The following is a 24,523-nucleotide window of genomic DNA, read 5'->3' on the forward strand; positions in this document are numbered from 1 at the left end:
TTGGCGCGGACGCACCGCCGCCACGGGACATCCCCGTGCGCGGCGGTTTTTTGTGTGCGCGCCAGACCCATCAACACGGACCACAAGGGACAGCCCATGTTTGATAAGATCCTGATCGCCAACCGGGGGGAAATCGCCTGTCGCGTCATCAAGACCGCGCGCAAGATGGGCATTGAGACCGTCGCCATCTACTCTGATGCCGACCGTCAGGCGCTGCATGTGCAAATGGCGGATGAGGCGGTGCATGTGGGGCCAGCCCCCGCCAACCAATCCTATATCGTCATCGACAACGTCATGGCGGCGATCAAATCCTCGGGCGCGCAGGCGGTGCATCCGGGCTATGGCTTCCTGTCGGAAAACGCCAAATTCGCCGAGGCGCTGGAGGCCGCAGGCGTCGCCTTTGTCGGCCCGCCCAAAGGCGCGATCGAGGCGATGGGGGACAAGATCACCTCGAAGAAAATCGCCCAGGAAGCAGGCGTGTCCACCGTGCCCGGCTACATGGGCCTGATCGCGGATGCCGATGAGGCGGTGAAGATCTCAAACGACATCGGCTATCCGGTGATGATCAAGGCCTCTGCGGGCGGCGGCGGCAAGGGCATGCGGATTGCATGGAACGACGAAGAGGCGCGCGAAGGCTTCCAGTCGTCCAAAAACGAGGCCGCGAACTCCTTTGGCGATGATCGGATTTTCATTGAGAAATTCGTGACCCAACCGCGCCACATCGAAATTCAGGTGCTCTGTGATACCCATGGCAACGGCGTTTACCTGGGCGAGCGGGAATGCTCGATCCAGCGCCGCAACCAGAAGGTTGTCGAAGAAGCGCCCAGCCCCTTCCTTGATGAAGAGACCCGCCGCGCCATGGGCGAGCAATCCGTCGCGCTGGCCAAGGCCGTGGGCTATGCCTCTGCAGGCACGGTGGAATTCATCGTTGATGGCGACAAGAACTTCTACTTCCTCGAGATGAACACCCGTTTGCAGGTGGAACACCCGGTGACCGAACTCATCACCGGTGTTGATCTTGTGGAGCAGATGATCCGCGTGGCGGCCGGCAAGGAGCTTTCGATCACCCAGGACGACGTCAAGCTCACCGGCTGGGCGATTGAAAACCGCCTTTATGCCGAAGATCCCTACCGCAACTTCCTGCCCTCGATCGGGCGTCTCACCCGCTATCGCCCCCCGGCGGAAACGGCGGCCTATACGCCCGGCGTGGCACCGGGGGATGCGGGCGATGTGGTCGTGCGCAATGACACCGGCGTCTATGAAGGCGGTGAGATTTCAATGTATTACGACCCGATGATCGCCAAGCTCTGCACCTGGGCGCCGACCCGTGAGGCGGCGATCGAGGCGATGCGCGTGGCGCTGGACAGTTTCGAGGTCGAAGGCATCGGTCACAACCTGCCGTTCCTGTCGGCGGTGATGGATCATCCGAAATTCGTCTCGGGCGATATGACCACCGCCTTTATTGCCGAGGAATACCCCGAGGGGTTCGAAGGCGTGAACCTGCCCGAAAGCGACCTGCGCCGGATTGCGGCGTCCTGTGCGGCGATGCACCGTGTTGCCGAAATCCGCCGCACGCAGGTCTCGGGCCGCATGGACAACCACGAACGCCGTGTCGGCAACAACTGGGTGGTGGCCATTGGCGATCACTCTTATGCGCTGCGCATCTCCGCAGATCCCGAAGGCGCCACCGTGCGGTTTGAGGACAAGAGCGAAATCCGCGTCAGCTCCGACTGGACGCCGGGGAATAGCCTTGCGCATGTGCTGACCGATGGTGCGCCCCTGGTACTGAAGGTCGACAAGATCACCCAAGGCTTCCGGGTGCGCAGCCGCGGGGCCGACCTCAAGGTGCATGTGCGCCGTCCGCGTCAGGCCGAACTGGCCGCTTTGATGCCGGAGAAACTGCCGCCGGATACCTCCAAGATGCTCCTGTGCCCGATGCCCGGTCTGGTGGTGAAGATCCACGTCGAGGTTGGACAAGAGGTGCAGGAGGGCCAGCCGCTCTGCACCATCGAGGCGATGAAGATGGAAAACATCCTGCGCGCCGAGAAGAAATCCGTGGTCACGCAGATCAACGCCGGCGCCGGGGACAGCCTCGCGGTGGATGATGTGATCATCGAGTTCGAGTGATCCGGTGACTGCCGCGACCCGCATATCCCCTGATCCGATCCCGGGGCCGTCTGGCGCCGGGGCGGATCAGCTGTGCGGGTCAAAATCTCCGCAAAATCCGGCGCTTGCAGCGGGTTTGTTAAGGCTTTCTGAAGGCGCTGTTCCTAGGGTCGGGCAAAACACCTCGCCGAGGCGTCTGCCTGGCGCTGTTGCCTCGCGCGCTGATGATGCTGGAGATCTTGTCCGTGGTCGTGCCCTTTTCCCCATCCTCCTTGCGGCGCCTGATGTTCCGGGCCGCAGCGGTTCCCGCGCTGGCCGCTGTGCTCCTGGGATGCAGCCTCGATCAGGAGGAGGAAGTGCGCGCGCAGGTGCAGGACTGGGTCAAGCTGGGCGAGACCTATTATTTCTTTTCCCGGGTCAATTGCACCGCCGCCCTGTTCGAGGTGAAGGCGAGCCGCATCAGCTCGATGGTGAAAAAGGTGCGCAACGTCGATGCGGGCATGCGTGCGATCACCGAGGGCGAGGCGGTGGCCTTCGAAATCCCGGGGATGTCGCCCACCGTCGTGACCGAAAAGATCATGACCCGCGATCTGCCGCAGGGGCTTGGGGTGCTGTCGTCGGGCACCGGCGGCAAGGATTGCATGGCGATCGAGATGGAAGAGGCCTATTTCAACGCCTTGCTGGACCCGACCTCGGTGCTGATCTTCGAACCGGAAGAAAAGTTCATGGCCGTCTTCGACCGTCGCAACAGGCGGCTGTTCTTCTCGCGCGGGCGCAGTTCTTAGGCGCGCCGCAGGGGCAGGATCGGGCGGCGCGGGACGCCACCCGGTCTATCCGGTCTATCCGGGCGGGTCAGCCGCCGCGCCGGTCCTCGATCTCGCGCTGGCGCATGGGCATCTTGTCGATGGTGCGACTCAGCTCCCGCACGCTCCACGGCAGCGGTTTGCGCAGCTTGACGCCGCCATCCTTGCCGATCAGCACCAGCATGAACCCGCGCGGGCGCAGTTTCTTGCGCAGTGCCGATTTGGCCGCCGGATCGGTGTCCACAAAGACCAGCACGTCGCGGGTCATCAGGGCCGGGATGTCCTGCAGGAACTCGTCGATCTGTTCCTGGTATCGCGGATCGGCGGGGCTGTCGGCAAAGACCACCACCGGGCGGTGGGTCCAGCGGTATTCGCCAATCTCCACGTCATACCCGTCGCGGATCTCGAACGCGGGCTCGGCCGCCTCCGCCGACAGGTCTTCGGGTGCCGCATCTTCGCTGATCGCGGCCTCCGACAGGGTTTCGGCGGCCTGTGTCTCTTGCGCGGCAACGGCCACCGAAGACAGGGGCAGGGCGGCTAGGGCGGCGGTCAGGGCCAGGCTGTGCATTCTGTTCATACGCTCTCCTCTGACCAGAAATATATGTGCTCCGACCGTAAAAGCGACCGCAGAAACCGCTGTGGACACAAAAAAATCACCTTTCGTTAAGCAGGACAGAACCCCTTTTGCGCCAAGCTTGCCGCCGGAGCCCACTCCGGGGCCCGGGCCAGCGCAAGGAGAACCTGCAATGAAAGTCATTCTGCATATCGGTGCCCACCGCTGCGCGACGCGCAGCTTCCAGAACTACCTCACCCGCAAGGGCGATCACCTGTCGCAATACGGGATCGTGTCCTGGGGGCCGGAGCGCACCCGCAAGGGGCTGCTTCACGGGGTCCAGCCGGGCGCGGTGTCGGTGACGGGCCGGGATCCGGTCGAACGGGCCAAGGGGCGCATCGCCTTGCAACTGGTGGCAATGCAGGAGGCCGGAACGGCGGCGCTGGTGATCTCGGATGCCAGGATGCTGGGCGCGCTGGAGCAGAGCCTGTCGCTCGGGGCGCTGTACCCCGGCGCCGGAGAGCAGCTGTCGCGCCTGGATCATGCCTTTGACGGGGCGGTGACCGACGTCATGCTCAACATCCGCAGTCCCGAGAGCTTCTGGGCCTCCGCACTGTCGCTGCGGCTGGAACAGTCCCTGCGTCTGCCCAACGCCCGCACGCTGGCGCGTATCGCAGCGTCCCCGCGCAGCTGGCGCGATGTGATTCAGGACATCTACTGCGCCATGCCCGGCGCCCGCATCCGGGTCTTTGCGCATGAGGTCTTTGCCTCCCAGCCCGAAGCACAGCTCTCGGCCATGACCGGCGTCGATTGTCCGCCCGCGCGCGGCAGCTTCCGTCTCAATGCCTGCGCCCGCCTGCCGGAACTGCGCAGCGACCTGCCGGAGCGTTTCGCCCGGGCCCTGCCTGAGGGCGACGGCCGCTGGATGCCGTTTTCCGAGGCCGAGACCGCAAGCCTGCGGGAAAGCTACTATGACGATATGATGTGGCTGGTCGGCGGTGCCGACGGCCTCGCCGAACTGGTTGAAGATCCGAACAAATCGGACATCACAGCCACTCCCCCTGCTGCGGCGGACCGCGTGCCGCAGGATGACCTGACAAGAGGACAAATGCATGACCCAGACACCGGAAGACTGGCGGGCACTGGCTGAAAAGGAGCTCCGTGGCCGCCCGCTCGAGGATCTCACCTGGCAGACCCTCGAAGGCATCGACGTAAAGCCGATCTATACGGCTGAGGATACCGCAAACCTTGGCCATATGGGCACGCTGCCGGGCTTTGGCCCTTTCACCCGAGGGGTGAAGGCCACCATGTACGCCGGCCGCCCCTGGACCATCCGCCAATATGCGGGTTTTTCCACGGCCGAGGAATCCAACGCCTTTTACCGCCGCAACCTTGCCGCCGGTCAGCAGGGCGTCTCCGTCGCCTTCGATCTCGCCACCCACCGCGGCTATGACAGCGACCACGAACGGGTGATGGGCGATGTCGGCAAGGCGGGCGTCGCCATCGACAGCGTTGAAGATATGAAAATCCTCTTTGACGGCATCCCGCTCGATCAGGTTTCGGTCTCCATGACCATGAATGGTGCCGTGATCCCGATCCTGGCCTCCTTCATCGTCGCAGGCGAGGAGCAGGGCCACGACAAGGCGCTCCTCTCCGGGACCATTCAGAACGACATCCTCAAGGAGTTCATGGTCCGCAACACCTATATCTATCCGCCCGAACCCTCGATGCGGATCATTGCGGATATCATTGAATACACCGCAAACGAGATGCCGAAATTCAACTCCATCTCGATCTCCGGCTACCACATGCAGGAGGCGGGCGCGAACCTCGTTCAAGAACTCGCCTATACGCTGGCGGACGGGCGCGAATACGTCAAAGCCGCCATCGAGGCGGGCATGGACGTGGACAAATTCGCAGGCCGCCTCTCGTTCTTCTTTGCGATTGGCATGAACTTCTTCATGGAGGCCGCCAAGCTGCGCGCCGCGCGTACGCTCTGGCATCGGGTGATGACCGAATTCGGCGCCAAATCCGATCGCTCCAAGATGCTGCGCACCCATTGCCAGACCTCGGGCGTGAGCCTGCAGGAGCAGGACCCCTACAATAACGTCATCCGCACCGCCTACGAGGCGATGAGCGCGGTTCTGGGCGGCACGCAAAGTCTGCACACCAATGCGCTCGATGAGGCGATCGCGCTGCCCACCGATTTCTCTGCACGAATTGCGCGCAATACGCAGTTGATTTTGCAGGAAGAAACCGGTGTCACCAATGTGGTCGACCCTCTGGCGGGCAGCTATTATGTCGAAAGCCTCACCGCCGAGCTGGTCGAAAAGGCCTGGGCGATGATGCAGGAAGTGGAAGAGATGGGCGGCATGACCAAGGCCGTCGCCTCCGGCATGCCCAAGCTGCGCATCGAGGAAACCGCCGCCCGCCGTCAGGCGATGATCGACCGCGGCGAAGAAGTGATCGTCGGCGTCAACAAATACCGCAAGGACAAGGAAGACCCGATCGACATTCTTGATGTGGACAACGTCAAGGTGCGCGACAGCCAGATCGCCCGGCTCAAACAGATCCGCGCCAGCCGTGATACGGCGGCCTGCGAGGCAGCACTGGCCGAGCTGACCCGCCGCGCGTCCGAGGGCGGCAACCTGCTCGAAGCGGCGGTCGAGGCTGCCCGTGCCCGGGCCTCAGTCGGAGAAATCAGTATGGCAATGGAAAAAGAGTTCGGCCGCCACCGCGCCGAGGTGAAAACCCTCGCCGGTGTCTATGGCGCGGCCTATGAGGGCGACGAGGGCTTTGCCGCGATCCAGAAATCCATCGAGTCCTTTGCCGAAGAAGAGGGCCGCCGCCCGCGTCTTCTGGTGGTCAAGATGGGGCAGGACGGCCATGATCGGGGCGCCAAGGTGATCGCCACCGCCTTTGCCGACATCGGCTTTGACGTGGACGTGGGGCCGCTGTTCCAGACCCCGGCCGAGGCCGCGCAAGACGCCATCGACAATGACGTGCATGTGATCGGCATCTCCTCTCAGGCGGCGGGGCACAAGACGCTGGCACCGCAATTGATCGCCGAGCTGAAGGCACAAGGGGCCGAGGATATCATCGTGATCTGTGGCGGGGTGATCCCGCAGCAGGACTATGAGTTCCTGTATAAGGCAGGGGTGAAGGCCATTTTTGGCCCCGGCACCAATATCCCCACCGCCGCGCAGGACATTCTGGAGCTGATCCGCGATGCCCGCAGCTGACGCAAGGGGTGCGATATGAGCGATGCAACCCCCAAGGGCCGCTTGCACCTCTCGGGGCATCTCTTCTGCGCTTCGGCGCAGGAGCGGGCCTTGGTGGCGCAGTATCTGCCGGAGCATATCCGCCTCACGCGGGCGGAGCCGGGGTGCCTGTCCTTTGAGGTGACACAAACCGATGATCCATCCGTCTGGCGGGTGGAGGAATGTTTCACGGATCGCGCGGCGTTCGACGCGCATCAACTGCGGGCAGGGGCCTCCCTCTGGGGGCAAAAAACGCAGGGCATACGTCGCGCGTATGAAATCACCGAAGATTAGGGTCCTGATCCTGGGCGCTGGGTCTCATCCTGGCGGTGGCAGCCGACCCTCGACGAGAGGGTCGGCTGCGCGCGTCGCACCCTATGGGTGCGACGCGCCACGCCCAACGGGCGTGGTGGCATGTTCCATGCCACCGGGACGGGCGGGAGCGGCCCCGGTTATCACTCCGGTTACGCTCGGTTGAGCCAGTCGGAATAGCCCTGTACGCCAAAATCCGTATCTGGCTCATCTTCCAGCATATGCAGCATCTCGATGGAGTGGCCGTCCGGGTCCTTGAAATAGATCGACATCGCAGGCATCCAGCCAAACACCACCGGCTCTGTGACCGGTGTCCCACCAAAGCCAAGCGGCGTGATGCCCCGGCGCGGCAATACCTCGCAGGCGCTCAACACGGCTGATTTTGTTACGCGAAACGCGAAATGCATCGTCATGCTCAACGGCGCGCTGCCCGCCCCCCAGAGGCCCAGCATGCCCACCTCCTTGGGGCCGGCCCAGACAAAGGCGACATTGCGCGCGGGCAAACGATGCGCCAGCTTTAATCCCAGCTGGCCGGTATAGAACGCCAGAGAACGGTCCAGATCCCGCACCGGCAGATGCGTCTCATAGATGCCAAGGATGTGGTTTACGGCCCAGTCTTCGGGCGTCATAGGGTCGTGCATATGTGAACTCCAGTCATCGTCGGTGCGCCCCTTGGGATGCAGAGCAGCACAACCGGGGCGGCGACTCAGACGGTAATTCCTCAAGCTCACTTTAGATCAAGCACAAAACATCAAGACCGCACATCAAGACCGCGATGCCTCTGCGATCCGCGCGCAATGCGGGTTTCCTTCCCCCCCGGATTTGCTAGGCTGCCGCTCAGGACCACACCGATCCAGCCAAGGGGCCTCACCATGGAACTCGACCATTTCGCCATTGCCGCCAACACGTTGGCCGAGGCCACCGCCCATGTCGAGGAGGCGCTTGGCGTGCCCATGCAGCCGGGCGGGGAACATGCGGTCTTTGGCACCCACAACCGTCTTCTGGGGCTGGCAGACGGGCTTTATCTGGAGGCCATCGCCATCGACCCAGAGGCCACGCCGCAACGCCAGCCGCGCTGGTTTGATCTGGACCGGTTTGCAGGTGCGGCCCGGATCACCAACTGGATCTGCCGCAGCAGCGATCTGGACAGCACGTTGGCCGCGCTGTCGGTGGATGCGGGTGCGCCGGTCTCGCTCACCCGTGGGGATCTCAGCTGGCAAATGGCGGTGCCCAAAAGCGGTATCCTGCCCTATGACAACATCTTTCCCGCGCTGATCCAGTGGCAGGGGCCGCACCCTGCACCGCGCCTGACGCAACAGGGCTGTAGCCTGCGTCGTCTGGTGGTCTCCCACCCGGAGGCGCAGGCTCTGGCAGAGCTGCTGCCGCTTGATGATGCGCGGGTGGTGTTTGAACCCGGCCCCGCTGCGTTGCGGGCGGAAATCGACACGCCGCACGGGCTGCGCCATCTGTCATGACCGCCGCACAGACGACGCGGATCAGGCTCGCCCGCGACAGCGATACCGAGGCGATCACGCATCTGCAGCGCCACATCGTTGACACCACGCTTATGACCTTCGCCACCGAGGCGCGCGCGCTCAGCGACTGGCAGGATGATATCCTCTATGGTGATCCGCCCATTCTGGTGGCCGAAGATACGGGTGGGGACTTCCTTGGCTACGCCACCTATACGGGCTTTCGCAGCAGTGAGGGCTATCGCCACACGGCAGAGCTGTCGATCTACCTCTCAGAGGCCGCCCGTGGACGAGGGGCAGGGCGTAAGCTCCTGACAGAACTAGAAAACCGAGCCATTGACGGCGGCATCCACGTCATGGTCGCCGCCATCAGCAGCGCCAATCCTGCAGCCCAACAGTTCCACGCCGCCTGTGGCTACGCAGAGGTCGGACGCTTGCCGCAGGTGGGGCGCAAATGGGATCAATGGCTTGATCTTGTGCTGATGCAGAAAATTCTGCGTGAGGACGGCACTGCCCCGCCTGACAGCGCGGTCAATCCCGGCTAAACTGGCCTTATGTCACTCTGGACCCGCATAACCGAGGCGCTTGCGGCGCTGACGCAGGGCGAAAGCCTGGCCGAAGTGTTCGACCGCCTGCGCACGCCGCCGGAACGCTCCGTGGGCTTCACCATTGCGGTGATCGCGCTGGGGGCCAAAATGGCCAAGGCCGACGGGCAGGTGACCCGCGATGAGGTCGCCGCCTTTCGCGAGGTGTTCCAGATCGCCGCCGAGGATGAGGCGCAGGCGGCGCGGGTCTTCAACCTCGCCCGGCAGGATATCGCAGGCTACGACGATTATGCCCGCCGCATCCGGGCGATGTTCTCGGATGACCCCGAAACGCTCTGCGACCTGATGGAGGGGCTGTTTCACATCGCCATTGCCGATGGGTTCTACCACCCCAATGAGGACGTGTTCCTTGAGGAGGTGAGCCGCATCTTTGGCCAGTCCGAGGCACAGTTCCGCTCGCTTCGGGCGCGGTTTGTCGAGGATGCCCCCAAGGACCCGCATGAGGTGCTGGGCGTGGCCCCCGGCACCCCGATGGAAGACATCCGCCGCATCTGGCGTCGGCTGGTGCGCGACAATCACCCCGACGCGATGATCGCGCGCGGCGTCCCGCAAGAGGCGATCCGGCTGGCCGAAAAGCGCATGGTCGACATCAACCGCGCGTGGGAAGACCTCAGTGGCAAGGCGCAAGCCCGCGATCATGCGCCTGAGCACGTATAATATCGAATGGTTCGAGGCGCTCTTTGACGAGAGCGATCACTTGCGTCTGGATGACTCCCCCTCCGCCCGACACGAGGTCAGCCGCCGCGCGCAGGCCGAGGCCATTGCCGATGTGCTGCGCGCCATTGACGCCGATGGCATCACCATCATTGAGGGCCCCAACACCGGCAAACGTCAAAGCACCGTGCGCGCGCTCACGCGGTTTGCCGAATGGGCTGAACTGCGCACAAGGGACGTGGTGATGGGCTTTGCCAATGATACCCGTCAGGAAATCGCATTTCTATTTGATTCCAATGTGATGCAGGCGGAACATGCGCCCATCTCATCGCCCCGCGCGCCCCGGTTTGATGCGACGTTTGAAATCGACCTCGACGTGGATGCCAAGGCCGATATGGTGCGGTTTTCCAAACCCCCGATGGAGCTTATGGTGACCCCGGCGGAAGGTAAGCCCTTTCGCCTGATCGGCGCGCATCTGAAATCCAAGGCCCCCCATGGCGCCCGCACCCCGGAAGAAGCCCGCGCGATCTCCATTGCCAACCGCCGCAAGCAACTGGCGCAGGCGGTCTGGCTCAGGGGGCGGGTGGAGGACCATCTGGAGGCGGGCGATCCGCTGGTGGTGATGGGGGATTTGAACGACGGCCCCGGCCTTGATGTTTACGAGGCGCTCTTTGGCCGCTCTTCGGTGGAAATCATCATGGGGGCAGAGCTGTTTGACCCCCACGCGCGCCATTTGCTTCGGCCCAATCAACAGGGGCTGCCGACCTCGGCACGGTTCTATAACCATCTGGAAGGGCGGTATTTTCAGGCACTGCTGGATTACATCATGATCTCGCCGCCGTTGCGGGCGCATCAGCCGAAATGGCGCATCTGGCACCCGTTTGAGGACGCCGCCTGCTATGGCACGCCCACGCTCTGTCAGGCGCTCCTGACGGCATCGGACCATTTCCCGGTCACGCTGGATCTGGCGTTAGCACCCGGCTAATCCTGTGCGTTTTCTTCGGCGACGCTGGCGCGCAGCCAGTCCAGCACCGCGCGCACCGCATGTTTGTGCTGGCCGCTGGTCTCACCCGCCGGGGTGACGATCGCCTGCAAGCCATTGGACACACGCACAAACCCCAGCGGCGCAATCAGCCGCCCCGAGGCCAGATCATCCGCCACCAGCCGCCGCTCCGCCACCGCCACGCCAAGCCCCGCTGCCGCCGCCTCCAGTGCGAGGATGTGGTGCGGATAGGCGCTCTCACGCGCAGCAATCAGGGCCACGCCGCTCAGACGGCACCACGCGTCCCAGGATTGCGGCGCACCTGCGTGCACCAGCCGCAGCTCCGCACGCCAGCCCTCGGTCGATTGCACCAGCGGATAGCCCAGCGCGCAGACCGGACCATAAGAGGTGTCGCCAAGGATCTCGGGCTTGCGCGTGTCCCGCAGAGGGCCGCGCAGGCGGTCATAGCTCAGGATCAGATCATAGGTGTCGCGCATGTCGCGGTGGGGACCGGACATCAGCAGATCCACCTCCACATCCGGGTGCTGCGCATAAAACCGGGGCAGGCGCGGGGTCAGCCAGCGGGTGGCAAAGGTGGCGCTCACCGCCAGTCGCACCCGGCGCTGGTCCTGCTGCTGTCGCAACTGCTGCGCCACATGATCGAGCCGGTCCAGCATGGGCCGCAGCTCCGCCTGCAACTGTGCACCACGCTGGGTCAGCCGCAATCCGGTGCCGTCTTTTTCAAACAGCGCGCCGCCCAGATCCTCACCCAGATGACGCAGTTGTTTGCTGATGGCGCTATGGGTCCGGCCCAGTTCGGCGGCCGCAGCGGTCACCGACCCAAGCCGGGCGGTGGCCTCGAAGGCGGGTAGGGCGGAGAGGGGTGGCAGATGTCGCATATGTTCCTAAAAAGACCAAAGGGCAGGAGAAGAACTCAATTTTTCTGCGGTCACTATAGGTCTAATTTGGCGATATAGGAACAAAGGAGCCTCTTATGTCTGCCGATATTCTGACCCTGCCGCACGCGCGCCCCTTGCGCCCGACCTGTTGTGCCCCGGATCAGCGGGGGCTGGCGCTGTGGTTTGCCCGTCGTCGCCTGCGCCTGATGCTGGCACGCGAGTTGCTCGGCGCGCCCGACAGCGCCTTGCAGGACGCAGGTTGGACCCGCGCCGCCCTTCGGCAAGAGATCGCCAAGCCGATGTGGCGGGGGTAAGCGGCGCGGATTTGTCCCCCTATGCCTGTTACAGAAGCGCGCTATAGTCAGAGCCATGACACAGGATATTCGCCCCCGCATGTTTCGCCGCCTTGCCCTTGGGGCCGGGGTTGCGGCCCTGTTGGCCCTGCCGCTCGCCGCAGAAGACGCCCCGACGGACGAGGAGGGGCCGACGCTGATGGAGCGCGGAGCGGAGCTGTTCTTTGAGGGGCTGCGCCGCGAGATGGAGCCGACGCTGGACGAGGCCGCGCGCCTTTTTGCGGAAATCGGCCCTTCCATGCGCAGCTTCCTCATGGAGATGGGGCCTGCGCTGGCGGATATCGCCAATCAGGTGGAGGACTGGAGCGTCTATGAGATGCCGGAAATCCTGCCCAACGGCGACATCATCATCCGCCGCAAGGACCCACAGCCCGAGACCTCGCCAGAGGCGCAAGAGGACGGCAGTATCGAGCTCTGAGCCGCGCGCGGTCGTGATCTTGGGGCGTTCGCCCCGCGGTGATCTTGGGACGCTAGCCCCGCGCGTCCTTTTCCAACAACGCGCCGCGCTTGCCGGCGATGGTAACCCGCACCTCGGCCTCCAGCGCATTGACCAGCGACATCAGCCGCGATTGCGCCACCTCGCCAAACAGCGCCGCGCTGGCGGCGGGCAGCTCCACATGCAGGATGCGTTTGCGCGGCTGCCAGCGCAGGCGGCCGATGTCCTGATCCTCGCCCACCATCAGCATGGCGCCAAAGCGCATGGCCTTGCCGAGGATTTCGGCCTCTACCTGCTGTGCCGGGGCCAGCAGATCATAGAGATGTTCGAAATGGGTGCCCTGCCGCTTGTTGCGGTAGCGATGCAGCAGCGCCAGCCCGAGGAAGATCCGTTCCGCGTGTTTCAGCCCGCCGAGATTGGCGCGGGTGGCATTGTCGAAACAGACCTCGGCGCGGTAATCGGGATGCGCGCGCCAGCTCACGTCATGCAGCACGCAGGCGGCCTTGACCAGCCGCATCTTGGCATAGGGTTCGCCGGAAAACAGCGGTTTTACAAAGGTATAGAGCGTCTTGCCAAAGCCCGGCACCCGCGCGTCCTTGGCCTCGGCAAAGCGGGCCGCCTCGATCAGCGGGTCGCGTTCGCGCAGCCGCTCGGGCATCTGTTCATACAAGAGACCCTCGCGGATACCATAGCTGGAAATGGCGATGTCCTTGGGGCGAAAGGTCTTGATCAGGCGCGACAGCACATCCGCCGCATAGGGCACCAGCGCCATCCGGGCCGAGGAAATGCCGCACTCGCTGCGGATCTTGTCGAGATCGTTCTTTTCCAGGTATTTGGCGGTTTCGCGCACGTCCTTGGCGGTCATGCGGTATTCGTGCTGCACCGTCAACGGGTAGTTGCGCCGCAGCATGTCGACACGGGCGATGGCCCGCCAGCTGCCGCCGACCAGAAACAGCCGGTCGCGCTGATCGCCAAGCTGGTCGCGCAGCGCGACCATGACCTCGTCGATGTGTTTCTTGCGGCCCCGGCGCCCGCCCTTGATGTCCTTCAGCTTCAGCGGGCCGAGGTTCGAGGTCACGCATTTGCCGACCTCGCCGTCGTGGATTTCCGCCAGCTCCATCGAGGAGCCGCCGATGTCGCAGATCAGACCATAGGCACCGGGCCAGCCCAGAAGCACCCCCTGCGCCGACAGCCGCGCCTCTTCCTCGCCGGTGATGACACGGATGCGCAGGCCGGTGGCGGCCTCCACCTCGGCGCAGAATTCCGGCCCGTCACTGGCATCGCGCACGGCGGCGGTGGCCACCACGATCAGCGAATAGGGCAGGAGGCCCTGCGCCAGGATCTGAAAGCGTTTCAGCGCCTCCAGCGCGCGCACGCGCCCCTTCGGATTGAGCTTGCCGGTTTCCGACAGGCCGGCGCCAAGGCCACACATGATCTTTTCGTTGTAGAAATAGGCCGGGCTGCGGGCAGCGCCGTCAAACACCACCAGTCGCACCGAGTTCGACCCCACATCGACCACGCCGACCCGTTTCAGGGCGCGGGCATCCGGATCATCGAACAACGGGCGGCCAAACGGGCCCCAGTCCTCGCTGCTGCCCGTGGGCGGTTCCAGATCGGACTCTGTGCCGTCGGAGGGCGTGGTCTCGGAGGCGAGGTGCGGGGCGTCTGGCAGGATCGTCATGCGGGCTCCGGGATGGTCCGGCCCTGGGGACCGGATGTTTGGGCTTTGGAAAGAATGATGTATCGGGTCGCGGAGGTCAATTCCGCCCGCGGTGACAGGGTGGTCCTTGGGCGGCAGAGGCGCGGGGTCATCTGTCTTCGCTTTCGCGGTCGGCGGCCATCATGCGAATCGCCAGCGCGCGGCTCAGGGTGCGCTGCTCGGCCAGCGCCAGCCGGTCGAGCTGATCGACCACCGCCGCCGCCGCGGCAAAGCTGCGGTCCATGCGCCCCACCAGGTAGGGGATCACGTCCGGTTTCGGGGTGATCTGGCGGTCGTTGAACAGTTTCGCCAGCACCACCGCCAGCAGCGCATCATCGGGGGCCTCAAGCGCGGCATGGGTGGCCGCCTGCACCCGGCTTTGCAGGTCCGCCAGCCCCAGCCCCCAGAGGTTGGGCGCCGGACGACCGGTCAGCATCAGCCGGTGGCCATGGGTCAGCACCATGTTGTGCAGGTGAAACAGCGCCTTTTGCGCCAGCGCGTCTTCGGCGATTTCCGGCACGTCCTCGATCGCCACCGGGCCGCTGGCCAGTTCCGGCACGTCGGCCTCGGTCAGCTGCTGTGCAGGCACCACGCGGGCGCCGCTTTCCTTGGCCCAGACGTGGGCGAGGTGGGTCTTGCCCGATCCCTTGGGCCCGGTCAGCACCAGCTTGCCCGAAGGCCAGGCAAAACTCGGGTCGATCAGCGCCACGGCCATGGCATTCGACGGCGCAACAAAGAAATCATCCCGCCCCAGCGCAGGTTTCGCCGGGAGATCAAAGCTCAGCTGTTCGGACATCGGGTCTTCTTACTCTGCACCGTCCTGCGGCGCCTCGGCGGAAAGGGACGCGACGTCCCGGTGGCTCAGCCCCTGATAGAGGCGACTGTGCAGATACTGGTCCACGGCAAATCGTGCAACCACCCCGATCGCCGCAGCCACCGGCACCGCGATCAGCATGCCGACAAATCCAAACAGCGCGCCAAAGACCGACAGCGCCAGCAGCAGCCACACCGGGTGCAGCCCGACAGAGTTGCCGACGAGCTTGGGGGTCAGGAAGTTGCCCTCGACCATCTGGCCGATCACAAAGATCCCCGCCACCAGCGCGATGCGCAGCCAGTCGGTGCTCTGGCGGATCATTTCGCCGTCGGCGCCCTCTGCCGCGCCCCAGAACTGAAACAGTGCCAGACCGATCGCCAGCACGCCGCCAAAGATCGCCCCGAGATAGGGGATGAAGGTCACCAGACCGGCGACAAACCCGACCGCCAGACCAAAGTTCAGCCCCACCAGCATCAGCGCCACCGCGTAATAGGTGCCCAGGATCACGCAGACCGTGCCCATGCCGCGAATGAAGGACGACAGCACGGCATCGATCTCGCCGGCCAGCTTGCGCACCACCGGCGCGTGATCGCGCGGCAGCAGCTCGTCGATGCGGGCCACCATCCGGTCCCAGTCCACCAGCAGGTAGACCGCAACCACCGGCACGATCACCAGCAGCACCACGATGTTCAGCAGCGACATCGCCGAGCCGACAAAGGTCTGGAGCAGGCTGATGCTCTTGTCCTGCACCATCTTCCACAGGCCGGCCAGGGCCTCGCGCACCTGGCTGTTGTCCTCGAACAGCGCCGGGAACCGCTCCTGGGCAAAGTCGCGCAGGTTCGACAGCGCCTGCGGCAGCGTCTGCACCAGATCGATCATCTGGTTGATCAGCGCGGGGACGATCAGCAGCAGCAGCACCAGAAAGATCAGCACCGCCCCCACCGTGATGACCGCCGTCGCCCCCTCGCGGCTGAGGCCCGCGCGTTCCAGCCGGTCCGCCAGCGGGTCGATCATATAGGCGATGGCACCGCCCAGGATGAAGGGCATCAGCACATTGCCAAGCGCCCACATGACGATGGCAAAGAGGACGGCGGCAATTCCCCAGTATTTCAGTTGTTTGCGGGCGGGCAGGGCCATGGTCAGGCATCCTCGCTTTGGTGGGTCGCGGACGGGTGGATCGCGGATGCCCCTGTGATCGCCGATGGGGCGCAGCGTTTCAAGTCAGACTTGCGCCCGCCGTGGCATCAATGCGTTCTGACACATGACACCGCACCGGAGTGAGTGCCCGGTTTGTGGGACGCGTTGCCTCCGCGGTGTGTGCCAACGGCGCAGCGATCTCGCGTGTCCTCTTGCGGGCGTGTCTGCCGTGCGGACAAAGCTGCCGTAGCAGTGCATCAATACTCGGTAGGCTTGTTCTCAAGGTCTATTCCAGCACGGCAAGCCATCCCGGCCAACGTCGCACAAACATCAGGGCTCAGGCGGGCAACGTCGTCAAGCGGAATGCAAAACGGGTTGAGCGTGTCTGGCAGCTTTAGCTGTTGAGATGAGAAATGAATGATCACAGCGTTGAGAAAAACTTCAATTCGATGCACAATCTTGTAAGCGCCATGTGCTTGATCGTTGATTTCTAAATATATTCCGTCCATCCCAGTCGCGCGGTCTTGATCGTCAAATTCGTATGCCAACTGCAAAAGCACATAGTCTGATGAGCCGTCACTTGCATCGCCGAAGGCCACCATTTCATAGTCGTCTCCTTTCGACGCTGACGCATGTTTGAATTTTTGCGAGTGCACGGCGTTTTCCCAGCATGATCTAAATTGGCACTAGGCTACACTATAGCGGCCAATAGGAGAACTCGTCCCAGTAGATTGGTTTGGGCTCGGATCTGCCGTTTGCCAAGGGTTGGTGCAGCGGGGTCGGAGCCTGTCATCCCGGGAGCTGATCCGCCATTGCGCAGGGCGACGGAAAGGCGGATGCTGCCGCCATGACGACGGAACTCGATTTCTCTTTCACGGCATTGACCGACGGCGCGCGGCGGCACATCCGGGTGTTTCAGATACATCAGTTCCTTGACCGTTTTGCCATGGGGCTCACGGTTGCCGTCGTTGCGCTGGCGTTGACTGATCGCGGCATGGATCTGTTTCAGATCTCGCTGCTGTTTGGGATCTACTCCCTGACCACCATGGCGATGGAACTGCCCTTCGGCGGGCTGGCGGACACGATCGGGCGTAAGCCGGTCTTTCTGGCAGCGACCCTGGCCAGTCTGGTGTCGCTGGCGCTTTTTCTCATGTCGCGCGACTTTGGCGTGCTTGCACTGTCCTTCGCCTTCATCGGGTTCGGACGCGCCCTGCGCTCTGGCACGCTGGATGCATGGTTTGTCGAGACCTTTAGGGCGGCGGCGCCGAATGTGGATGTCCAGCCCGCGCTGGCCAGGGCGCAAGGGGCCAACGCTCTGGGCCTCGCGGTGGGGGCTGTCCTGGGCGGGCTGCTACCCGACGCATTTGGGGCGCTTGGTCTGCGCCATGGCATCAGCATCTATGATGTGTCCTATGCGGCCAGCTTTGTGGTGATGGTCGGCGTGTTGATCTATACCCTCTGCGCCATCGCCGAAGACCCCCGGCCGCTGACGCCCCACGCGCTTGCACAGGGTTTTGCGCGGGTCCCGTCGGTGGTGGCCGAGTCCTTCCGCCTGGCGCTGCGACACCGGACGCTTGCCATGCTTCTGGCGGCTCTGGCGCTGTTCCTGATGGCGACAAACCCGGTCGAGGTGATCTGGCCGACCCATGCCAAGCCGATGCTCGAGGCGGCCTATGCCAATACCGTCATCGGGGCGTTGACGGCGGGCTACTTCCTTGCGATCGCCATCGGCGCCTCCCTGTCGCCGCAGATCAGCCGGATCTTCAGGCGGCGCCATGCGCGCACGCTTGCGGCGATCTTTGCCTGTCTCGCGGGTGTTCAGGTCGCGCTGGCGATACAGGGCGGCATCGTCGGCTTTGTCGTTATCTTTGCGCTGTACTCCATCCTCCTCGGCGCCAGCGAGACCCCTGCGAGCAGCCTGCTGCATCGCTGCGTGGAGGATCGCCAGAGGTCCACCATGCTGTCGCTGCGCTCCCTGATCCAGCAGTGTGGCGCGGCGATCGGGCTGGTTCTGGCCGGGGCCCTTGCCGATGTCTATGCACCCCCTGTGGCCTGGAGCGTCGGGGGTGTGTTCCTGCTGGCGGCGATGGCGCTGAGCCTGGCGCTGGCGCGACGGTTGGCTGCTGCTGGTGCATAGGGGCGCATGACCGCCGCCGGCGGCGACCGGGCGATCACTGTGCGATCAACCGGGCGATCACTGGGCAATCAGGCCTCTGCCGGGCCGGCGGGCGCGAGCAGCGGCGAGAGGGCGCGGATCAGGTCGCTGTGGCGCAGCGGTTTGCTGAGCCAGGCGTCAAAGCCGCTGTCGCGGTATTGCTGCACCTGGCTGGGCAGCGTATTGCCGGTGACCGCGATGCAGAGCGCGTCATGGGCGACATGGCGCGGCGAGGCGCGCAGCTTCTCCAGCACCTCGAGCCCGCTGTAGCCCGGCATCTGGATGTCGAGGAACAGAATGTCATAGCGGGTGGTCACCGCGCGCCCGAAGGCGTCACCGCCGTCATAGGCCTTGTCGACCTCGGCGCCGAGGCTCTCCAGCAGTTTTTGCAGCACCAGCCGGTTGGCCGGGCTGTCATCCGCCACCAGCACCCGCTTGCCGCGCAGGATCTGCGCGTCGGCCTCCACCGGGGGCTGGTCATCCCCGCGATCGGGATCCGCAAGCGCAGGCGCGACCACCGGCATCGGCAGCGACAGAAAGAACGTGGTGCCCTCGCCCGGGAGGCTCTCGGCGCGGATGCGGCCGCCCATCAGCTGCACCATCTGCTGCACGATCGCCATGCCCAGCCCGGTGCCGCCCTTGCTGTGCGCCGTGGTGGGCTCGGCCTGGACAAAGGGTTTGAACAGGGCGTCGATCTGCTCGGGCGCGATGCCGCAGCCGCTGTCCCGCAGGGTGATATGCACCGCCTGCGGGGTGCCGCGCAGACAGAGGCAGACCCGGCCGTGATCGGTGAATTTCACCGCGTTGCTCAGCAGGTTGCCCAGCACCTGACCAAGCCGGAACCCGTCGCCCTGGCGCAGCTCGCCCACGGCGATGTCGGTGAAATTGTGGGTGATCTCGATGCCCTTGCGCGCGGCATTGGCGGAAAACAGCTGCACGACGTCCTGAATGGTTTCGCGCAGGTCAAAGGGGGTCGGGGCCAGTTCCATCTTGCCGGCGTCGATCTTTGCAATGTCGAGCGCATCATTCAGCAGCCGCTCCAGGCTCTGTGCGGATCGGTTGACGGTGCGCAGCAATTCACCCTGCTGCCGGGGCGAGCTGGCGATCCCTGTCACATTGCGCATCAGCAGATCGGTCGAGCCGATGATGCCATTCAGCGGCGTGCGGATCTCGTGGCTCATATGGGCCAGGAAGGTCTTGCGGGCCTCGGCCTCGCGCCGGGCGGTGGCCTCCGACGCCTCGGCGCTGTCGCGGGCCTGTTTCAGCGCGATCAGGTGATCGACGGTCAGCGCCAGCTGCTGCAAGGTCTCCAGATCGCCGTGCTGCCACGGTCGGGGCTTGCGATCCACCACGCAGAGCGCGCCGATGGCAGTGCCGTCGGGCAGGTGGATGGGCACCCCGAGATAGGCGATCATATGCAGATCGCGCACCGCCTCATTGTCGCGCAGCTGGCCGTTGTCGCGGCTGTCGTCGACCATCAGCGGCTGCCCGGTGGCCTGCACATACTGGCAGAAGGAATGCGACAGCGGCGTCTGGCGCAACTCGCTCACCATGTCGGGCAGGCCGATGCAGCTCTTGAAGAACTGCCGGTCCTGGCTGGGCTGCACCACCGAAATCATCGCGGTGGGCGTGTTCAGCACGCGGGCGGCCAGCGATGTGAGATTGTCCAGCGCGTCTTCGCTGTGGTGTTCGACCAGGCCCAGTTCGCGCAGCTGCACGTCATAGGCATCGGGCGTCAGTGGCAAGGCATGGGTCATGAACAAAACATCTTTTAACATCACGCGGGCAGGGGCCGCATTACAGCTTGGGCACGACTATTGTGCCAAAATTCCGATACTTGAATACTCACATTCTGCGAGAATGTATCAAAAAACTATATTTAATTGGAATTATTTTTATGACTTTAAAAACGGCTGTGGTGACAGGGGGTTATCACGTAATTCGTGAAACTTGGGTTTGGTCGGGCGGGCGCAGCACCTCCCGCAGCTGACGAGTCGATTCCGCGCGCCCACACGGCCCGCGGGAGGTCAGAGGACCGAAAGGTCGTGACACGGGGCGGCAGGGGGTATGACCGTGGGTTTTGCGGCTGATCCGGGTGATTTTTGGGTCCGGGGGTCGGGTCCTCCCACGCAGCGGTTCCCCTGAGGACATATCGCACCGCGGGCATTGTTTCAAATCTCCGATGCGGAAATGCGGGCTCTGTCTCTATCGCAAAATCACCATCACGGCGCCGCCTCTCCGGAAACGCCAATTGCGCGGGCGAAGCATTGCAATCCAGAGGGGAGTATTGCCGGACGGAACCGCGACTTTCGCCATGGGCCGCCCCTTGGCTGCCCTGATCCCGGGGCGCGATGCCCGTCCGGTGCAACTGCACCCTTGTCCGTCTCCCTGCCAGCTACTAAACCGGGCAGAACACTCGTTCACCGCATGGAGCCATTATGCGCCTGTCTCGCTATTTCCTGCCTGTCCTCAAGGAGACCCCCTCGGAGGCGCAGGTCGTCAGCCACCGTTACATGCTGCGCGCCGGCATGATCAAACAGTCCGCCGCCGGGATCTACTCCTGGCTGCCGCTGGGCTACCGGGTGCTGAAAAAGATCGAAGGCATCGTGCACGAAGAGCAGATGCGCGCGGGCCACATCCCGATGCTGATGCCCACCATCCAGTCGGCCGACCTGTGGCGCGAGTCCGGGCGCTATGACGCCTATGGCGAGGAGATGCTGCGCATCCGCGACCGCCATGACCGCGACATGCTGTTCACGCCGACCGCCGAAGAGCTGATCACCGACATCTTCCGCGCCAATGTCTCCAGCTACAAAGACCTGCCGCTGACGATGTATCAGATCCAGTGGAAATTCCGCGACGAGATCCGCCCGCGCTTTGGCGTGATGCGGGGGCGCGAATTCTACATGAAGGATGGCTATAACTTCGACCTCACCAAAGAGGACGCGCTGCACGCCTACAACCGCCATCTGGTCAGCTACCTGCGCACCTACGAGCGCATGGGGCTGCAGGCGATCCCGATGCGCGCTGATGGTGGCCCGATTGGTGGCGATTACACCCACGAATTCCTCGTGCTGGCCGAAACCGGCGAGTCGGAGGTCTTCTATGACAGCGAGATCACCGATCTGACCTTTGGCGCGCGCGAGATCGACTATGACAGTGTCGAACAATGTCAGGCCGTGCTCGAAGAGTTCACCTCCCGCTACGCCCGCACCGACGAGACCCATGACGAGGCGCTCTTCAATCAGATCCCCGAAGACCGCCGTCGCGTCGCCCGCGGTATCGAGGTTGGCCAGATCTTCTACTTCGGCACCAAATACTCAGAGGCGCTGGGCGCCACCGTGCAGACCGCCGAGGGCGACAGCGTGCCGGTCCACATGGGCTCGCACGGGATTGGTGTCTCGCGTCTTCTCGGCGCCATCATCGAGGCCAGCCACGACGACAAGGGCATCATCTGGCCCGAGGGTGTGACCCCCTTCCACTGCGGGATCGTGAACCTCAAGCAGGGCGACGATGAAGCGGATGCCGCCTGCGAGCAGCTCTATGCGGCGCTGACCGCCATTGGTCTGGAGCCGCTTTATGATGATCGCAAGGAACGTGCGGGCGGCAAATTCGCCAGCATGGACCTCATCGGTCTGCCATGGCGCATTACCGTCGGCCCGCGCGGGCTGAAGAACGGCGTCGTCGAGGTGACCAGCCGCCGCACCGGCGAAAGCGAAGAGATGAGCCCGGAAGATGCAGTAAAGAAAATCGCCGCGATCTACGCCAACCACCCCACGCCTCGCGGCTTCTAAAGCCACCGGCGCCACAGAATTGAGAGCCCCGTCCGACAGGCCCGTCGGGCGGGGTTTTTATATGCCAAATGTTGTGTAACAGTCCGGGCAGATTACAGTTCGGATATTACCACGATGCAACTTTCACTTGATGATCCGCTTTGGGACCATTTGCCCGGCGCCTACGGCGTGGAGGATGTGCGGGGACCTCTTTCCAGCCTCCTGGAGCAATGGGACCCGGAGCTGTGCAACACGTTGCTGTGGGATCGCCTTTATCATCAGGAATCGCTCTACCCGGCCACTTGGACGGCATTGCCGTGGCTCTGGCAGATCGCAGGTCGCCATGCGGATGCGGTGGTACCGCTCTTTGATTTTTTCGCCCATCTTCTCGCCGTGGCCAAACGCGCGCCTGCAAGCTACTGCGCCTACGAAGGATTGCCGCTCTCGGGGGCGGATCTGGATCATTGGCATCTTTCGACACCACCCGCGATGATCCCGCCTGCGGATGCGCTGTTTGAGGCGCTGGTGGTTTGGGTAGAACCATGGGCCGTGCAGGTTTGTCGCGCGTTGAACACGTTGATCGAGGGCGCAGATCGCGCGCAGGCTGCCCACTACTTGCGCGGAATTACCACTTGGGTGCATCCCGAGCACGAGAGTTTTGAGCGGGCACTCGGGTTTCTGTCTGATGGCTGGTCAATCGAAGAGATGCTCGAAACCTTGGAAGTAGACGAGGACGTGCCGTTTCACATGAGCGCGCGCGAAATCAGTTTTGCATCGCAGGAGGCCGCGCGTCTGCAAGAGCTGTGCCCGGACTTGGCCAGAGATCTCCGCGCGTTGGTTGATGCAGTCCGTGCGGACAGCCCCGCGACACCCACGCAGCCGCATCCAGATCAGATGTCTTTGTTCGAGTGAGCGCGCAGCGCCGGTGAACGGCGCGCACGCCGGGGAGCGACTGCGTCCACCGCGTGCAGACCAAGGTCCATGTCTTTGAGGGAATCTAAAGGCGCGGCAGTCGTGGCCTCTGACAGATCCGAATGTCACACCCTCAGATCGACACCATTGGCGTCTGCCGGCGGGATTTGCAGCGGTACCGGATCACCGCCGCGGGCATTGGCGAGGGAAATCTCTCCCGCCTGATCAATCCCGCTCAGGGTGAGGCTGCCGCCATCGGCATAGCGCAGGAGCAGTTTGTCGCCCTCGCGGGTGATGCTGGTGGGCACGGCAGAGGCGATGGTCAGATTTGCCCCCGGTGCCAGCATGGCAATATCATCGCCGTCCCCGGTCTTGCGCGACAGGGTGACGGTGCCGCCGCCATTTCGCAGCTCGATCAGGTCATTGCCGCGCCCCCCGCTTACGGTCACGGCTTCGGTTGCGGAAATGCGGATCAGATCGTCGCCCTCACCGCCATCCACAGAGCCTCGCGCCGCCGTCACGTCAATCGCGTCGGCCCCGTCGCCGCCGCTGATGCGTTCGGCAATTGTCGCCTGCAAGCTGATGATATCATTGCCTGCACCGGCGTTGATGCCCTGCGCATAATCGGCTGAGATCCGCAGCCTGTCGTTCCCATCGCCAGCGGAGACACTGTAGAGGTTGTCCGCATCAATGCGGAGGCTGTCATCGCCGCCACCGGTGCTGATGGACCCCGCGGTTCCGGCCTGAATGGTCAGCCTGTCATTGTTGGCAAAGGTTTGCGTGCTCATCCAGGTTTTGGAGCCGTTTTTGTCGGCAACCGTGACGGCAATGGTGGGTGTGGCATCGGTGCTGACGTCAAAGACCTGCGCACCGCTGAGCGAGACCACATCGGCCCCGTCGCCGGTCTTGACGCCAAAGATCATGCCGTCGGTGTCGACCGAGACCTCATCCGCGCCCGCGGTGCCCACCGCATCCGGCATGGCGAATTTGGCGCTGAGGAACGTGTCATCCGTCGCGTCACCGCCCACGATCGACATCAGGATCGTGTCCGCCATCGTGTCGCCGGTGCTGACCTGCCCGAGGATCTGCATGGCGACAGTGGTGGCATAATCCGCGTGGTCGGGATCCTCATCGCGCAGTTTGGCGATGGCAACGCGCATATCCGCGGCCTGCTGGCGATAGCGCTGGGCGGTGAGGTTGATGTCACCGACGCCCATGCCTTCCTTGACGGTGAGACCGTCCTCTGCCCGCATCTGATATTCGGTGTGCATGGCCGCCTGGCCGCGTTTGCCTGCCTGTTCGACCTCATCGGCATCCTTCAGGGCGCGTTGGTTGCTGGCCATGTCCTGAAAAATCTCTGCGATCCGGGGGTCTTGGCCCGGCAAAATGGCTGTCATGATATCAATCTCCTCATGGTGCTGATCCATGTGGCAAAAGTTTGAAACTACCTATGGGAGAATGCCCTTCAATAGATTTCCAAAGGGTTGCGTTCTTGCCGTGTATGCGAAGCACCTCTCGTTTTTGCGCTGCTTTTTGCAGATCGCGCCGTATCGGTGCGCGCGGGCAGCGCTCCCGCCCGTCTTGCGGGCATGAAACAT

The 24,523-nt window shown here is 63.7% G+C and carries 23 protein-coding genes; 14 read left to right on the forward strand and 9 right to left on the reverse strand.

Annotated elements, in window-relative coordinates; all coding sequences use genetic code 11:
- The first annotated feature begins 96 nt into the window (after positions 1–96).
- Complete coding sequence (locus MHM97_RS06905) at positions 97–2,127, forward strand: acetyl-CoA carboxylase biotin carboxylase subunit (protein ID WP_239321133.1); 2,031 nt, start codon at positions 97–99, stop codon at positions 2,125–2,127.
- Between the two features lie 188 nt (positions 2,128–2,315).
- Positions 2,316–2,891 (forward strand): hypothetical protein, encoded by a 576-nt coding sequence (locus tag MHM97_RS06910; RefSeq protein WP_239321136.1) that lies wholly within the window; start codon positions 2,316–2,318, stop codon positions 2,889–2,891.
- Positions 2,892–2,958: 67 nt separating this feature from the next.
- On the opposite strand, the gene MHM97_RS06915 is transcribed toward MHM97_RS06910, so the two are convergent.
- Positions 2,959–3,486 (reverse strand): DUF4174 domain-containing protein, encoded by a 528-nt coding sequence (locus MHM97_RS06915; protein WP_239321139.1) that lies wholly within the window; start codon positions 3,484–3,486, stop codon positions 2,959–2,961.
- Between the two features lie 169 nt (positions 3,487–3,655).
- Here MHM97_RS06915 and MHM97_RS06920 point away from each other — a divergent pair, with 169 nt between their 5' ends.
- The 3 genes from MHM97_RS06920 to MHM97_RS06930 are packed head-to-tail and all read left to right on the forward strand — an operon-like array spanning position 3,656 to position 7,016.
- Complete coding sequence (locus tag MHM97_RS06920) at positions 3,656–4,612, forward strand: hypothetical protein (RefSeq protein ID WP_239321142.1); 957 nt, start codon at positions 3,656–3,658, stop codon at positions 4,610–4,612.
- Entirely contained in the window at positions 4,575–6,704 is a 2,130-nt protein-coding gene (gene scpA / locus MHM97_RS06925; RefSeq protein WP_239321145.1) for a methylmalonyl-CoA mutase, read from the forward strand. The genes MHM97_RS06920 and scpA overlap by 38 nt, the downstream gene beginning before the upstream one ends.
- Positions 6,705–6,719: 15 nt before the next feature.
- Positions 6,720–7,016 (forward strand): putative quinol monooxygenase, encoded by a 297-nt coding sequence (locus MHM97_RS06930; RefSeq protein ID WP_239321148.1) that lies wholly within the window; start codon positions 6,720–6,722, stop codon positions 7,014–7,016.
- 170 nt (positions 7,017–7,186) lie between these two features.
- Here the strand turns inward: MHM97_RS06930 and MHM97_RS06935 are convergent, their stop codons facing one another.
- Positions 7,187–7,675 carry a VOC family protein gene (locus MHM97_RS06935; protein ID WP_239321150.1) on the reverse strand — a complete coding sequence of 163 codons (489 nt, stop codon included), beginning with the start codon at positions 7,673–7,675 and terminating at the stop codon, positions 7,187–7,189.
- Positions 7,676–7,906: 231 nt separating this feature from the next.
- On the opposite strand from MHM97_RS06935, the gene MHM97_RS06940 reads away from it, so the two are divergent.
- The 4 genes from MHM97_RS06940 to MHM97_RS06955 are packed head-to-tail and all read left to right on the forward strand — an operon-like array spanning position 7,907 to position 10,750.
- A complete protein-coding gene (locus MHM97_RS06940; protein ID WP_239321153.1) occupies positions 7,907–8,509 on the forward strand; it encodes a VOC family protein in 603 nt (200 codons plus the stop codon).
- The gene (locus tag MHM97_RS06945) at positions 8,506–9,051 is read left to right on the forward strand and encodes a GNAT family N-acetyltransferase (RefSeq protein WP_239321156.1); all 546 of its coding nucleotides are present in this window, start codon (positions 8,506–8,508) and stop codon (positions 9,049–9,051) included. Before MHM97_RS06940 ends, MHM97_RS06945 begins: the two co-directional genes overlap by 4 nt.
- 9 nt (positions 9,052–9,060) lie before the next feature.
- Entirely contained in the window at positions 9,061–9,768 is a 708-nt protein-coding gene (locus MHM97_RS06950) for a molecular chaperone DjiA (RefSeq protein ID WP_239321158.1), read from the forward strand.
- Positions 9,749–10,750 carry an endonuclease/exonuclease/phosphatase family protein gene (locus MHM97_RS06955; protein ID WP_239321160.1) on the forward strand — a complete coding sequence of 334 codons (1,002 nt, stop codon included), beginning with the start codon at positions 9,749–9,751 and terminating at the stop codon, positions 10,748–10,750. Before MHM97_RS06950 ends, MHM97_RS06955 begins: the two co-directional genes overlap by 20 nt.
- Here the strand turns inward: MHM97_RS06955 and MHM97_RS06960 are convergent.
- A complete protein-coding gene (locus MHM97_RS06960) occupies positions 10,747–11,646 on the reverse strand; it encodes a LysR family transcriptional regulator (protein WP_239321163.1) in 900 nt (299 codons plus the stop codon). The two genes, MHM97_RS06955 and MHM97_RS06960, sit on opposite strands and share 4 nt — an antisense overlap.
- A gap of 95 nt (positions 11,647–11,741) precedes the next feature.
- On the opposite strand from MHM97_RS06960, the gene MHM97_RS06965 reads away from it, so the two are divergent.
- Both MHM97_RS06965 and MHM97_RS06970 read left to right on the forward strand, forming a co-directional pair.
- The gene (locus tag MHM97_RS06965; protein WP_239321166.1) at positions 11,742–11,960 is read left to right on the forward strand and encodes a hypothetical protein; all 219 of its coding nucleotides are present in this window, start codon (positions 11,742–11,744) and stop codon (positions 11,958–11,960) included.
- Positions 11,961–12,015: 55 nt separating this feature from the next.
- A complete protein-coding gene (locus MHM97_RS06970) occupies positions 12,016–12,417 on the forward strand; it encodes a hypothetical protein (RefSeq protein WP_370645687.1) in 402 nt (133 codons plus the stop codon).
- Positions 12,418–12,469: 52 nt separating this feature from the next.
- Here MHM97_RS06970 and MHM97_RS06975 read toward each other — a convergent pair whose 3' ends face one another.
- The 4 genes from MHM97_RS06975 to MHM97_RS06990 form a co-directional block, all read right to left on the reverse strand.
- Positions 12,470–14,116 carry a Ppx/GppA family phosphatase gene (locus MHM97_RS06975; protein WP_239321168.1) on the reverse strand — a complete coding sequence of 549 codons (1,647 nt, stop codon included), beginning with the start codon at positions 14,114–14,116 and terminating at the stop codon, positions 12,470–12,472.
- Between the two features lie 127 nt (positions 14,117–14,243).
- Positions 14,244–14,930 (reverse strand): DnaA ATPase domain-containing protein, encoded by a 687-nt coding sequence (locus tag MHM97_RS06980; protein WP_239321171.1) that lies wholly within the window; start codon positions 14,928–14,930, stop codon positions 14,244–14,246.
- Positions 14,931–14,939: 9 nt separating this feature from the next.
- On the reverse strand, positions 14,940–16,085 hold the full coding sequence (locus MHM97_RS06985; protein WP_239321174.1) for an AI-2E family transporter: 1,146 nt from the start codon (positions 16,083–16,085) through the stop codon (positions 14,940–14,942).
- 257 nt (positions 16,086–16,342) lie between these two features.
- Entirely contained in the window at positions 16,343–16,741 is a 399-nt protein-coding gene (locus tag MHM97_RS06990) for an Imm10 family immunity protein (protein ID WP_239321177.1), read from the reverse strand.
- A 191-nt stretch (positions 16,742–16,932) separates the two neighbouring features.
- On the opposite strand from MHM97_RS06990, the gene MHM97_RS06995 reads away from it, so the two are divergent.
- Positions 16,933–18,222 (forward strand): MFS transporter, encoded by a 1,290-nt coding sequence (locus MHM97_RS06995; RefSeq protein ID WP_239321179.1) that lies wholly within the window; start codon positions 16,933–16,935, stop codon positions 18,220–18,222.
- A 68-nt stretch (positions 18,223–18,290) separates the two neighbouring features.
- Here the strand turns inward: MHM97_RS06995 and MHM97_RS07000 are convergent, their stop codons facing one another.
- Complete coding sequence (locus MHM97_RS07000; RefSeq protein WP_239321182.1) at positions 18,291–19,997, reverse strand: GAF domain-containing hybrid sensor histidine kinase/response regulator; 1,707 nt, start codon at positions 19,995–19,997, stop codon at positions 18,291–18,293.
- Positions 19,998–20,678: 681 nt separating this feature from the next.
- On the opposite strand from MHM97_RS07000, the gene proS reads away from it, so the two are divergent.
- Complete coding sequence (gene proS / locus MHM97_RS07005; protein WP_239321185.1) at positions 20,679–22,034, forward strand: proline--tRNA ligase; 1,356 nt, start codon at positions 20,679–20,681, stop codon at positions 22,032–22,034.
- 114 nt (positions 22,035–22,148) lie between these two features.
- A complete protein-coding gene (locus MHM97_RS07010; protein WP_239321188.1) occupies positions 22,149–22,925 on the forward strand; it encodes a hypothetical protein in 777 nt (258 codons plus the stop codon).
- Positions 22,926–23,050: 125 nt separating this feature from the next.
- On the opposite strand, the gene MHM97_RS07015 is transcribed toward MHM97_RS07010, so the two are convergent.
- Positions 23,051–24,322 carry a calcium-binding protein gene (locus MHM97_RS07015; RefSeq protein ID WP_239321190.1) on the reverse strand — a complete coding sequence of 424 codons (1,272 nt, stop codon included), beginning with the start codon at positions 24,320–24,322 and terminating at the stop codon, positions 23,051–23,053.
- Positions 24,323–24,523 lie beyond the last annotated feature (201 nt).

The organism is Epibacterium sp. Ofav1-8 (assembly GCF_022348185.1).
In the GTDB taxonomy this organism is placed as follows: Bacteria; Pseudomonadota; Alphaproteobacteria; order Rhodobacterales; family Rhodobacteraceae; genus Epibacterium.

Coding starts and splice junctions, on each gene's coding strand:
- MHM97_RS06920 (WP_239321142.1), top strand. CDS start 3,656: ATGAAAGTCATTCTGCATATCGGTGCCCACCGCTGCGCGACGCGCAGC.
- MHM97_RS07010 (WP_239321188.1), top strand. CDS start 22,149: ATGCAACTTTCACTTGATGATCCGCTTTGGGACCATTTGCCCGGCGCC.
- MHM97_RS06935 (WP_239321150.1), bottom strand. CDS start 7,675: ATGCACGACCCTATGACGCCCGAAGACTGGGCCGTAAACCACATCCTT.
- proS (WP_239321185.1), top strand. CDS start 20,679: ATGCGCCTGTCTCGCTATTTCCTGCCTGTCCTCAAGGAGACCCCCTCG.
- MHM97_RS06985 (WP_239321174.1), bottom strand. CDS start 16,085: ATGGCCCTGCCCGCCCGCAAACAACTGAAATACTGGGGAATTGCCGCC.
- MHM97_RS07015 (WP_239321190.1), bottom strand. CDS start 24,322: ATGACAGCCATTTTGCCGGGCCAAGACCCCCGGATCGCAGAGATTTTT.
- MHM97_RS06980 (WP_239321171.1), bottom strand. CDS start 14,930: ATGTCCGAACAGCTGAGCTTTGATCTCCCGGCGAAACCTGCGCTGGGG.
- scpA (WP_239321145.1), top strand. CDS start 4,575: ATGACCCAGACACCGGAAGACTGGCGGGCACTGGCTGAAAAGGAGCTC.
- MHM97_RS06905 (WP_239321133.1), top strand. CDS start 97: ATGTTTGATAAGATCCTGATCGCCAACCGGGGGGAAATCGCCTGTCGC.
- MHM97_RS06960 (WP_239321163.1), bottom strand. CDS start 11,646: ATGCGACATCTGCCACCCCTCTCCGCCCTACCCGCCTTCGAGGCCACC.
- MHM97_RS06945 (WP_239321156.1), top strand. CDS start 8,506: ATGACCGCCGCACAGACGACGCGGATCAGGCTCGCCCGCGACAGCGAT.
- MHM97_RS07000 (WP_239321182.1), bottom strand. CDS start 19,997: ATGACCCATGCCTTGCCACTGACGCCCGATGCCTATGACGTGCAGCTG.
- MHM97_RS06970 (WP_370645687.1), top strand. CDS start 12,016: ATGACACAGGATATTCGCCCCCGCATGTTTCGCCGCCTTGCCCTTGGG.
- MHM97_RS06965 (WP_239321166.1), top strand. CDS start 11,742: ATGTCTGCCGATATTCTGACCCTGCCGCACGCGCGCCCCTTGCGCCCG.
- MHM97_RS06955 (WP_239321160.1), top strand. CDS start 9,749: ATGCGCCTGAGCACGTATAATATCGAATGGTTCGAGGCGCTCTTTGAC.
- MHM97_RS06930 (WP_239321148.1), top strand. CDS start 6,720: ATGAGCGATGCAACCCCCAAGGGCCGCTTGCACCTCTCGGGGCATCTC.
- MHM97_RS06975 (WP_239321168.1), bottom strand. CDS start 14,116: ATGACGATCCTGCCAGACGCCCCGCACCTCGCCTCCGAGACCACGCCC.
- MHM97_RS06995 (WP_239321179.1), top strand. CDS start 16,933: ATGACGACGGAACTCGATTTCTCTTTCACGGCATTGACCGACGGCGCG.
- MHM97_RS06950 (WP_239321158.1), top strand. CDS start 9,061: ATGTCACTCTGGACCCGCATAACCGAGGCGCTTGCGGCGCTGACGCAG.
- MHM97_RS06915 (WP_239321139.1), bottom strand. CDS start 3,486: ATGAACAGAATGCACAGCCTGGCCCTGACCGCCGCCCTAGCCGCCCTG.
- MHM97_RS06940 (WP_239321153.1), top strand. CDS start 7,907: ATGGAACTCGACCATTTCGCCATTGCCGCCAACACGTTGGCCGAGGCC.